This is a genomic window from Thermocrispum sp., from assembly GCF_002919275.1.
In the GTDB taxonomy this organism is placed as follows: domain Bacteria; phylum Actinomycetota; class Actinomycetes; order Mycobacteriales; family Pseudonocardiaceae; genus Thermocrispum; species Thermocrispum agreste.
Window position 1 is genome coordinate 1 of sequence record NZ_PKFA01000010.1, and the last position, 10,535, is coordinate 10,535.

Annotated in this window: 13 protein-coding genes; 9 read left to right on the plus strand and 4 right to left on the minus strand. The window is 70.4% G+C overall.

Annotation, left to right across the window (positions count from 1 at the left end; translation table 11 throughout):
• Positions 1 to 66: 66 nt before the first annotated feature.
• Positions 67 to 648 carry a DUF5134 domain-containing protein gene (locus tag CXP56_RS01835; protein WP_028848823.1) on the plus strand — a complete coding sequence of 194 codons (582 nt, stop codon included), beginning with the start codon at positions 67 to 69 and terminating at the stop codon, positions 646 to 648.
• 9 nt (positions 649 to 657) lie between these two features.
• Here the strand turns inward: CXP56_RS01835 and CXP56_RS01840 are convergent, their stop codons facing one another.
• Both CXP56_RS01840 and CXP56_RS01845 read right to left on the minus strand, forming a co-directional pair.
• Positions 658 to 1,236, minus strand: a complete 579-nt coding sequence (locus tag CXP56_RS01840) for a dihydrofolate reductase family protein (RefSeq protein WP_028848824.1) — start codon at positions 1,234 to 1,236, stop codon at positions 658 to 660.
• Positions 1,237 to 1,312: 76 nt separating this feature from the next.
• Entirely contained in the window at positions 1,313 to 1,855 is a 543-nt protein-coding gene (locus CXP56_RS01845) for a sigma-70 family RNA polymerase sigma factor (RefSeq protein WP_051310414.1), read from the minus strand.
• A gap of 230 nt (positions 1,856 to 2,085) precedes the next feature.
• On the opposite strand from CXP56_RS01845, the gene CXP56_RS01850 reads away from it, so the two are divergent.
• Complete coding sequence (locus tag CXP56_RS01850; protein WP_038045864.1) at positions 2,086 to 2,622, plus strand: GNAT family N-acetyltransferase; 537 nt, start codon at positions 2,086 to 2,088, stop codon at positions 2,620 to 2,622.
• Between the two features lie 7 nt (positions 2,623 to 2,629).
• Here CXP56_RS01850 and CXP56_RS01855 read toward each other — a convergent pair whose 3' ends face one another.
• Entirely contained in the window at positions 2,630 to 2,821 is a 192-nt protein-coding gene (locus tag CXP56_RS01855; protein WP_028848826.1) for a ferredoxin, read from the minus strand.
• 209 nt (positions 2,822 to 3,030) lie between these two features.
• Between CXP56_RS01855 and CXP56_RS01860 the strand changes: the two genes are divergently transcribed.
• Entirely contained in the window at positions 3,031 to 3,999 is a 969-nt protein-coding gene (locus CXP56_RS01860) for a hypothetical protein (protein WP_286899387.1), read from the plus strand.
• A gap of 8 nt (positions 4,000 to 4,007) precedes the next feature.
• Here CXP56_RS01860 and CXP56_RS01865 read toward each other — a convergent pair whose 3' ends face one another.
• Complete coding sequence (locus tag CXP56_RS01865; protein ID WP_286899389.1) at positions 4,008 to 4,691, minus strand: CPBP family intramembrane glutamic endopeptidase; 684 nt, start codon at positions 4,689 to 4,691, stop codon at positions 4,008 to 4,010.
• A gap of 198 nt (positions 4,692 to 4,889) precedes the next feature.
• Here CXP56_RS01865 and CXP56_RS01870 point away from each other — a divergent pair, with 198 nt between their 5' ends.
• The 6 genes from CXP56_RS01870 to CXP56_RS01895 form a co-directional block, all read left to right on the plus strand.
• Positions 4,890 to 6,350, plus strand: a complete 1,461-nt coding sequence (locus tag CXP56_RS01870) for a S28 family serine protease (protein ID WP_286899391.1) — start codon at positions 4,890 to 4,892, stop codon at positions 6,348 to 6,350.
• A 95-nt stretch (positions 6,351 to 6,445) separates the two neighbouring features.
• Positions 6,446 to 6,937, plus strand: coding sequence for a nucleoside deaminase (locus tag CXP56_RS01875; RefSeq protein ID WP_286899393.1), 492 nt, complete (start codon positions 6,446 to 6,448; stop codon positions 6,935 to 6,937).
• An 82-nt stretch (positions 6,938 to 7,019) separates the two neighbouring features.
• Positions 7,020 to 7,460 (plus strand): QcrA and Rieske domain-containing protein, encoded by a 441-nt coding sequence (locus CXP56_RS01880; RefSeq protein ID WP_028848830.1) that lies wholly within the window; start codon positions 7,020 to 7,022, stop codon positions 7,458 to 7,460.
• Positions 7,461 to 7,525: 65 nt separating this feature from the next.
• Positions 7,526 to 8,674 carry a trans-sulfuration enzyme family protein gene (locus CXP56_RS01885; RefSeq protein ID WP_028848831.1) on the plus strand — a complete coding sequence of 383 codons (1,149 nt, stop codon included), beginning with the start codon at positions 7,526 to 7,528 and terminating at the stop codon, positions 8,672 to 8,674.
• Between the two features lie 208 nt (positions 8,675 to 8,882).
• Entirely contained in the window at positions 8,883 to 9,791 is a 909-nt protein-coding gene (locus CXP56_RS01890) for a DMT family transporter (protein WP_245566725.1), read from the plus strand.
• A gap of 85 nt (positions 9,792 to 9,876) precedes the next feature.
• Positions 9,877 to 10,535: DMT family transporter (locus CXP56_RS01895; RefSeq protein WP_286899399.1), on the plus strand; the 659-nt coding region annotated here is incomplete at its 3' end.

A 10,535-nucleotide genomic window follows, 5' to 3' on the forward strand; every position in this document is an offset into this window, starting at 1 on the left:
CAACACTCTGCGTAGTCACACGGTTGCGGGCTGACAACGGCGCTTCGCCGGTGCACGGTCAAGATCATGGACGCACCTGTCGCCGTGCTGTGGGTGTGGTCGGTGTTCTTCGCGATCATGGCGGCGTCGTCGGCGTATCGGCTGGCACTCGCCGGCGACCTTGCCGGTCGTCGTGCCGGGATCGACCGCGTGGACGAGGCCGCCGACCTGCTCATGTGCCTGGGCATGCTGGCCATGGTCAGCCCGCTCGGCGGGCCGGTTCCGCTGGCCGGGTGGCGGGCGATCTTCGTGGCCGCGGCGGTTGCGCTCGGCGCCGCGTGGTGGCGGCGCCGGCGGAGCCTGTCCGGCAGCACGCGATGCGGTCACCACGCGGTGATGGCCGCAGCCATGGCGTACATGCTCATCGCCGTGCCGCACGACGATCATTCCGCGGATCCGTGGCTGACCATGTCGGGACACGGCGGCTCACTGGAACACTGGCCGCTCGCCGTTGCGGCGCTGGCGTACTGCGCGGTGGACATCGCGGTCGGCGTTCCGCGCGTGCTGCGGGCGCCCGCGGGGCAAGGCATCGGGGGCGAACGGGCGAGGGCGGTCAGCAGGGTCGCCGGCAGCGCCGGGATGGGCGCGATGCTCGCCGTGATGATGTGACGGACGTCGTCACGCACGCCGGTAGGTCAGCAGCACCAGCCCGCTGCCGAACGAGCGGGTGCCGGCCAACGTGAAGCCGAGCTTGTCGAACGGCCCGTCGAACAGCGGGATGCCCGAGCCGAGTGCCACCGGGTTGAGCTTGATCACCAGCTCGTCGATCTCGTGCCGCAGCGTGTACGCCAGCTTGCCGCCGCCGCACAACCAGATGCCCATGCCGTCCCGCTGCTTGAGTTCGCGCACGGTCGCCACCGGGTCGGTGCGCACCAGATGCACGTCGGGATCCGGCGCCTCGGTCATGGTGGTGGAGAAGACGTAGTGCTCCAGGTGCCGGTAGGCGTTGGTGACCCCGAAGTCGAGGCCGATCTGATACGAGTTGCGGCCTTCCAGCACGGTGTCGAAATTCTTGTTCTCCGGGTGGAAATTCAGCTGTTCGCGCACATGGGTCGGCACGACCTCGGGAAAAGCCTCGAGCAGCGGCTGCATGTGATCGCCGTCGACGGCGAAGATCGAGCCGGTGGGATCGCCGCCGTCCGGGCCAGTGATGTAACCGTCGATGCTCGACGCGACTAGGTAGGTCAGGGTACGCACGTGGCCTCCGCAAGACAGGTTGACGATCCCGCCGTCAACGTAGCCGCGGCCGCCGGGGGTGTCGAACGGATTTCGGTCACGGCGCCGGGTCGGTGATGCCCTCCGCGGCCAGCAGGACACGCAGCCGGTTCAGGCATCGGCGGCGGAGCGGGCCGACGCTGTCGATGGCCACGTCGAGCAGCTCGGCGATGGCGCGGTAGCCGAGGTCGGGGCGGGTGGCCATGATCCCCGCCAGGAGCCGGTCGCGCCGGTCGAGTCGGGCCACGGCGCGCCGCACGGCTCGGCGCTGCTCGGCCGCCGTGGCGTGGTGGGCGGGGCCTGCGGTGTCGATCAGCGCCTGCTCCACCGCGGCCTGGTCGGCACGCTCGGCGCCGGAGTCGAGCCGGCGGCGCAGGGCACGCCGCGATGCCGTGGTGCGCAGCCAGGCGGCCGTGCGTTCCTGGTCCGCGATCCGATGCCGGTGCAGCAGGTACAGCATCCAGACGTCCTGCAGGATGTCGTCGCAATCCTGCGGGCCCACCGCGAAGCGACGCACGTGGTCCCGCAATTGCGGGGTCAACGTGGCGACCAGCGCGGTCAGCCGGTCGGCGGCCGGTTGGGGGTGGTGGGTAGGTGACACGGCCGGTGCGACGAGCCGTGCCGCGGTGAACGTTCCTGGCGGGGCCGCCGGTTCAGTCGTCGGTGATCGATTGGCGCCGCCCGGGTGATGGCGCGGCGCCGGTTGCCGGGCCTGCGCCTACGACAAACGGGTTTCCGGTGTCACTATTTTGGCGACATGAGTGCTCGAGCGTTCCGGTGGAACAAGCCGCGCACGGCGGCGGGCCGGCCGGTCGTGCGGGGAGGCAGCTGATGCTGCGGGTGGCCACCCGGGCGGACATCCCGCGCATCGCCGCATTGGCGGAAAGGTCGGTGCTGGATCTGTTCCCCCGGTTCTACGACGCCGAACAGACGGCGAGCGCGGCGGTGCACATCGCACAGGTCGATCCGCAGCTGATCGACGACGGTACCTACTACGTCTACGACGCCGGTGGCGAGATCGTCGCGTGCGGCGGGTGGAGCAGGCGCGCCAAGCTGTTCACCGGCCGCGGCAGCCGCGCCGACGACAAACGCCTGCTCGACCCGCGTACCGAATCGGCCCGCATCCGGGCGATGTTCGTGCGATCGGACTGGACTCGCCGCGGGCTCGGCAGGGCGATCCTGGAAGCGTCCCGCAAAGCAGCGGCCGACGAGGGTTTCCGCACGCTGATCCTGATGGCCACGCTGCCGGGCGAGCCGCTGTACCGGGCGTACGGCTTCCGCGAGCTGGAACGATCCGTCATCACCATGCCGGACGGCGTACGGATCGAAGGCGTGCTCATGGACCGCTCCGTCGACCCGCCGAGCTGACCGGCGCTCAGTCCACCAGGCGCAGCGCCTGCGTCGGGCACTGGTCGACGGCGTCGATCAGGTCCTCGCGGTCGGCCTCGGTGAAGTCGGTGGTCACCAGGTGGACCAGGCCGTCGTCGCCGACCTGGAAGATGTCGTCGCGGATGCTTTCGCAGATGCCGTGACCGGTGCACACGTCGGTGTCGATGACGATTTTCACGAATCCTTCTCCATCACGACGTTTCCTGGCGGGCTTCGGCGGTCGTTGTCGTCACGCTACCGAGGCTGACCCGAACGTGCAGGAAACGACGAAAGGCTCTGCGGAGACCCCCGGATGTGCGTCACGATAGGGGTGGGTCCCGGTGACATGTCGGGGCAGCACGGTGACCCGAGCAGAGGGGCGACATGCGGGCGCGTGGATTTCGCCGGATGGCGAACGCTGTGGCGGTGGCGGGCGGCCTCGCCGTGAGCGTAGGAGTGCTCGGGGTCGCGCTGTGGAGCGGTGCAGCGGGCGCCGGCTGGGACGGTGTCCCATCGGCGCCGTGCGGCAGCCCGGGCCCGACGGTGTCGGAGTCGTCGGCGCCCAGCTCGGAGCCGACGACGACCGAAGCCCCGTCGGCGACCACGCCGACCACGCCCACGTCGGGGAGCAGCGAGCCGCCGGGCGAGGCCAGCGAGTCCAGCGAGCCTCCGAGCACCGAGCCGCCGGGTGAGTCTCCGTCGTCGCCGCCGTGCGAGTCCTCCACGGCGCCGGTTCCCGGATCACCCACGACGACGGAAACCACGGAGACGAGCTCGCCACCGACGACATCGACGTCCACCGGGCCCACGGGTTCCACCGAGCCCACCGACCCCGCAGAGTCCACGGAGTCCACGGAATCGTCGGCGAGTGCGGACGAGCCACCCTCGGCCGGCCCGGGGGTCCGGTCGTCCGGATCCACCGGGGGCGCGGCCGCCGAGCAGCGCTCCGGTGCCGGATCGGACACGTCGCCGGGGTCCGCTTGGCAAGGATCGGCGCGTCGGCACCACGCTCCGCAGCAGGCGCCGGGTGACCTGCCCGCGCCGCCGGAACCGCTGACGCACACCCCGCCGCCGGAGCTGCCCGATCCGCTCGGCACCGGCTGGCCGGATCGGGGCGAGGTCCCCGGTTTCGACGGCCTTCCCGGCGATCTGCCTCAGGTGGACGTGCCGGAGCAGGCGTCGCCCATCCCGGACTTGGGCCTGGCCGGGCCGGACGACCCGGTTGCGCACCGGGCGGATTCACCGGGCCAGGCGCACGCCCTGCCACCGAAGAAGCCGCAGCCGCGTGCGCCGGAGCTCATCGCGGTCGGGCTGCTGGCGGTCATGGTCGGCGTCCTGGCCAGGATGCTGGCCCCGCGGCCGGGCGGCAAGCGGTGACGGCCGGGTCAGCCCGCGCCGTGGTAGACGAACTGCCCCAGCCCGACGGTGAAGATCATCAGGCCGTACAGGCCGTGTTCGATCGAGACGGCCAGCAGTGACCGGCTGCGCTGGTAGCGGTAGGCGAACAGCAGTCCGCCGATGGTGGTGGCGACGACCGCGAACCAGTTGCTGAAGATGATGTGCGCGAACCCGAAGGCCGCCGCGCTGGCCAGAATCATCCCCGGCCCGGTGCCGAACACGTGGCGATACCGGCGGAACAGGAACGCGCGGAAGATCAGCTCCTGCGGATAGGCGCTGAACACCGGGTAGGCGATCGCCACGAGTGCCCATCTGGCCGGGTCGCTGCGCGGGAAGCCGAAGAGGTCTTCCGGCAGCAGCAGCGCGACGCAGATCAGCGCGACGACGGTGGCGGCCGCCCACAGGCCGAGAATCGACGGCACATGCTCGCGCACCGCAGGAAGCCGGATCAGGTCCTCCCGGTCGAAGCCCGGCTGCCGGTACAGGTAGATCGCGCAGCCCACGCCGAGCACGACCAGAAACGGAATAGGGCTGACTCCGTCGGCCACGGTGTCGAATACCGCGATGACGCCGAAGAACAGGACGGCGTATTCCAGCAGCAGATAGACGCGTTTGCCGACGGGGACCTGTTCGACGGCCGATGATGCCGGTGCTGCGGTTGTTTCTGCCACGTTGGTGAACTCCCGAGTGCTCGCTCCCGCTTTTCCAGCATGCCGCAGCCGGTGTCGTCGCCGCGTGAGATCGCGGCATGTTTGCGCCGCTGTCACATACCCGACATTCGGATCTTCCGAACCCCGTCGCGCTCGGCCAGAATGCGCGGGTTGTCCGCGTGACATGCGGTGACGCGACAGGCGCAAGGGAGATTTCAGGTGCGTATCACGATCAGACGCGCGGTGGCGGTGGTGGCCGCCGCCGCGAGTATGGCGGCGTACGGGCTCGCCGCGCCCGCGCTGGCCGAGCCGGGGTCGGCGGCCGCCACGTGGCAAGCCCACCAGGCCGGACAAGACATCGTCGACCGGCTCGAGCAGGTCGACGGGCTGACGATCGTCAAGGAGGAGCCACCCCCGGCGCCGGGCTTCCGGTTCTTCTTCCTCACCTACGAGCAGCCGATCGACCACGAGCGTCCGTGGCTCGGCACGTTCCAGCAGCGCTTCTCCCTGCTGCACCGGGACACCAGCAGGCCGATGATCCTGCACACCACCGGCTACGGCATGCCGGAGCGGGCGTTCCGGGCGGAGCCGACCGTGCTGCTGGACGGCAACCAGATCTCGGTCGAGCAGCGGTTCTTCACCCCGTCCCGGCCGGAGAACGCCGACTGGACGAAGCTGACCATCAAGCAGGCCGCGGCCGACCACCATCGGCTGGTGCAGGCCCTGAAGCCGATCTACCACAAGAAGTGGATTGCCACCGGGGCCAGCAAGGGCGGCATGACCTCGGTCTACCACCGCCGGTTCCACCCCCAGGACGTCGACGGTGTCGTCGCCTACGTGGCCCCCAACGACGTCCACAACAACGCCGACCGCGCCTACGACAAGTTCTTCGAGCAGGTCGGCTCGAGCCGGCAGTGCCAGGACGCGCTGGAGGCGCTGCAGCGTGAGGCGCTCAAGCGGCGGGACGAGCTGGTCGAGCGCTACGAGGACTACGCCCGGCAGCACGGTCTGCACTTCGACCGGGTCTTCGGGTCGGCCGACAAGGCGTTCGAGATGACCGTGCTGGACGTGGCGTGGGCGTTCTGGCAGTACTGGCTGGAGGAGGACTGCGACATCGTTCCCGAGCCCACGGCGAGCACCGACGAGATCTGGGAGTTCATCGACTTGGTCGCCGGGTTCGACTTCTACGCCGACGAGGGCATCCTCCCGTACGCGCCGTACTACTACCAGGCGGCGACCCAGCTCGGCTGGCCGACGTTGAAGTTCAAGCACCTCAAGGGCCTGCTCCGGTACCCGAAGCTGTACCAGGCCAACTCGAGCCTGCCGCCGGAGCTGCGGGCCAAGCACGACCCCCGGCCGATGATCGACGTCGACCGGTGGGTGAAGCGCAAGTCCAAGCAGATGCTGTTCGTCTACGGCGAGAACGACCCGTGGGGTGCCGAGCCGTTCACCGACAGCGGCCGCGATTCGGCCACGTTCGTCGCGCCTGGCGCCAACCACGGCGCGAACATCGCCGCGTTGCGCCCGGAGGACGCCGAAGCCGCCACCGCGATGCTGCGGCGGTGGGCCGGTGTCGACGCCCAGACGGCTCGCGCGGCCGCGGCGGGTGAGCTCGGCAGGCACATTCCGGGACTGGACGACTGGGATCCGCGCGAGCAGCGGCCTGCGCTCGTTCCGTGACGCTTGGTTCCGAGGGGCGTCGTCGGTGACCCGGGGACGCCCCTCGGACGGGGCCCGGCGCTGACGGCCGGCGGCCGGGGAGCGAAGATGGGACCGTGAACAGCGAACCAAGCCGGCCGGATGACGCCAAGCTGCTCGACGAGGCCGTTCGCCTGGCGATCGAGAGCATCGGAGAGGGCGGCGGCCCGTTCGGCGCGCTCGTGGTCCGGGACGGCGAGGTACTGGCCACCGGGGCCAACGAGGTGACCCGCAGCCTGGACCCGACGGCACACGCCGAAGTGGTGGCCATCCGGCGGGCCTGCCAGGCCGTCGGCGATTTCCGGCTGGACGGGTGCACGCTGGTCTGTTCGTGCGAGCCGTGCCCGCTGTGCCTGTCGGCCGCGCTGTGGGCGCGGGTCGAACGGGTGGTCTACGCGGCCGACCGGCACGACGCCGCGGCCGCCGGATTCGACGACAGCGCGTTGTACGAGTTGTTCACCCGGCCGCGCGAGGAATGGACGAGGCTGTCCATCCGGCAGGTCCGGACCGGCTTCGAGACCGGGCCGTTCGTGGCGTGGCAGGAAAGCCCGGACAAGGTCGAGTACTGAACCCAACACGGTGTTGAACTCCGCGCGGGCATGATCCGTTGTGACGAACATGCCGAACCCACCACGCGATCGGAGATCCACCATGGACCGTTCGACCACGCCGGCCGGGCGCGCATCGGGCGTCCCGCGCCGGACCGCCATCGCCGGAACCGGTGTGCTCGCCGTGACCGGCGCGGCCCTCGCGGCCTGCGGAGACGGCGGCGGGGGCGGAGGCGGGGGTGAGGCCCCGGCCAAGGGCACCGTGATCGGCAAGGCGTCCGACGTCCAGGTCGGCGGCGGCACCGTCTTCAAGGACGCCGAAACCGTGGTGACGCAGCCGGCCGAAGGCGAGTTCAAGGCGTTCTCGGCAATCTGCACCCACCAGGGCTGCCTGGTGGACAGCGTCAGCGACGGCCTGATCAACTGCAAGTGCCACGGGTCGCAGTTCACGCTCGACGGCCGCGTCGCCAAGGGGCCTGCCAGGGATCCGTTGCCTGCCCGCGAGGTCACCGTCACCGAGGCAGGGGACATCGTCGCGGGCTGACCGCTCGCTGTGGGAAGCGTCCCAACCCTGCCGTGCCGCCGGGATGCGCCGGTAGGTTCAGCGGCATGGCATCCATCGAGACGGCAGCGGTGCACGCGGGGGAGCGCAGGCCGGGCCCGGAGGGCTCGCTGGTCTTCCCGATCTACCAGGGGACGGTCTACCAGAGCAGGTCCGGCGAATCGTACGACGAGATCCAGTACCTGCGGATGAGCACGACGCCGTCGCAGGAGTACCTGGCCGACAAGCTCGCCGAGCTGGAGCAGGGCGAGGCGGCGGTGGCCACCGCGTCCGGGATGGCGGCGATCTCCGCGACCCTGCTCAGCGTGCTGCGGGCAGGCGACCACCTGCTGGTGGCGAACGTCCTCTACGGCGGGACGGCGAGCCTGCTGGCCAAGTTCGCCGACCGGCTCGGCTGGACCTACACGTTCGTCGACCCGCAGCAGCCGGGGACGTGGCAGGACGCGCTCACCCCGCGGACCAAGGCGCTCTACGTCGAGACCATCTCCAACCCGCTGATCCGGGTCAGCCGGGTGCGGGAAGTCGCCGATTTCTGCCGGCGGCACGGCCTGGTCAGCATCGTCGACAACACGTTCGCCAGCCCGGTCAACCTGCGCCCGATCCGGCTCGGCTTCGACCTGGTGCTGCACAGCGCCACCAAGTACCTCGGCGGCCACTCCGACCTGGTCGCCGGGTGCGTCGTCGGCCGCGCCGACCTGGTGCGGCAGGTGCGGGCCACCCAGAACCTGTTCGGCGGGAGCCTGGACCCGCACACCGGATTCCTGCTGGCCAGGGGCATCAAGACGCTCGGCGTGCGGGTGCGGCAGCAGAACGCCAATGCCGGAGCGATCGCACGGTTCCTGGCCGCCCGGCCGGAAGTGGCCGAGGTGCACTATCCCGGCCTGCCTGGCCATCCGGACCACGAGTACGCGGCCGGGCTGCTGGACGGATTCGGGGGAATGCTCAGCTTCCGGCTCGTCGGGGGAGAGCGGGCCGTCGACGCGTTGTTCGACGCGCTGCGGCTGCCGTACGTGGCACCAAGCTTGGGCGGCGTGGAAACGACGATCACCAAACCCGCGGTCACCTCGCACGCCAGCGTGGGCGCCGACCACCGGGCGAGGATCGGGCTGCCCGACGACCTGGTGCGGCTGTCCTGCGGAATAGAAGCGGCCGACGACCTTGTTGCCGACTTCGAGCAGGCGCTGAGCAAGATCTGATCTCCTGGCTTCCCGACGCCGCCGGTCCCCGGCGGCAGGCGCCGTCGCGGGGCGGTTGGTGCGTGTGCCGCCCGGTCAGGGCTTCGCGGTGCGTGTCGGCGGGGGTTCTGCTTGCCCGCCCTGCCTGATGCATCCGGAATGTCGGTGGCGGTCGGCAAAATCGCTGGCGCCGACAAGCTGTCCGAGGGAGGCTGCCAGAGTGCCGACGTTGACCGAACGCCACAAAGCGTTCGCCGCAGCCGCGATCACCGTCCTGTTGTGGTCGTCCGCGTTCGTCGCGATCCGGAGCGCGGCCGAGCATTATCACCCAGGGGCGCTGGCGTTGGGGAGGCTGCTGTCCGGGTCCTTGGTGCTGGTGATTTTCCTGCTGGTGCGCCGGGAGGGCATACCGCCGCGTGGCGCCTGGCCGGGCATCGTGCTGTCCGGGGTGCTGTGGTTCGGCGTCTACATGGTGGCGCTGAACTGGGGAGAACAACTGGTCGACGCCGGCACGGCGGCGATGATCGTGGGCATCGGGCCCATCCTGATCGCGCTGCTTGGCGGCTGGCTGCTCGGCGAGGGGTTCCCGCCCCGGCTGATGGCCGGGCTGGCCGTGTCGTTCGCCGGCGCGATCGTGGTGGGCGTGTCGATGTCCGGCGACGGCGGGGATTCGATCATCGGCGTGCTGCTGTGCCTGGTCGCGGCGGCGACGTACGCCGCGGGTGTGGTGGCGCAGAAGCCTGCGCTGCGGCACGGCTCGGCGCTGCAGATCACCGCGTACGGCTGCTTCATGGGCGCGGTGGCGTGCCTGCCGTTTTCCGGTGAGTTGATCAGCGACGTCGGTACGGCGCCGTGGCCGGCGACGGTGAACATGGTCTACCTGGGCGTGTTCCCGACGGCGATTGCATTCACCACGTGGGCCTATGCGTTGTCGCGGACCACCGCGGGGAAGATGGGGGCGACGACGTACGCCGCGCCGGCGCTCGTGGTGCTGATGTCATGGGTGCTGCTGGACGAGCTTCCTGCCCTGCTCGCGATCGTCGGGGGTGCCCTCTGCCTGGCCGGTGTAGCCGTCTCCCGCTCGCGTCCGCGCGCCGCGGCGAAGCGGCGTGAGCCCGCGCTGGCGGAGATGGACTAGCGGCTCCGGGAACGCGGGCAGTCGGTCGCGGTAGTCAGTCGATGAGCATTCGGTAGGCATGCGCGAGTCTGGGAAAGGCTGGTTTGTGTCGTCGTTGGCGAATGTGCTGACCGAGCGCCGCAAGGCCGTGGCGGCGGTCGTCGTGTCGGTCTTGCTGTGGTCGTCCGCGTTCGTCGCGATCCGGAGCGCGGCCGAGCACTATCACCCAGGGGCGCTGGCCTTGGGGCGGCTGCTTGCCGGGGCCGTGGTCCTGGTGCTGGTGCTGCTGGTCCGCCGGGAGGGGTGGCCGCCGCGGCGCGCCTGGCCGGGCATCGTGGTGTTCGGCGTGTTGAACTTCGCCGGCTACATGGTGGCGCTGCATTGGGGCGAGCAGCAGGTCGACGCGGGGACGGCGGCGATGATCGTCGCCGTCGGGCCGATCGTGACCGCGCTGCTGAGCGGATGGTTGCTGGGCGAGGGCTTCCCGCCCCGGTTGCTTGCCGGCTTGTTGGTGTCGTTCCTCGGTGCGGTCGTGGTCGGTTCGTCGATGTCCGGCAACGGTGCGGCGTCGATTCTCGGAGCCTTGTTGTGCCTGGTGGCTGCGATAAGTGCCGCTTGCGGAGTGGTCGCGCAGAAGCCCGCGTTGCAGTACGCGTCCGCGCTGCAAGTCACCACTCTCGCCTGCCTGGTGGGTGCCCTGGCGTGCTTGCCGTTTTCCGGTGAGCTGATCAGCGACGTCGGTTCGGCGCCGTGGCCGGCGACGGC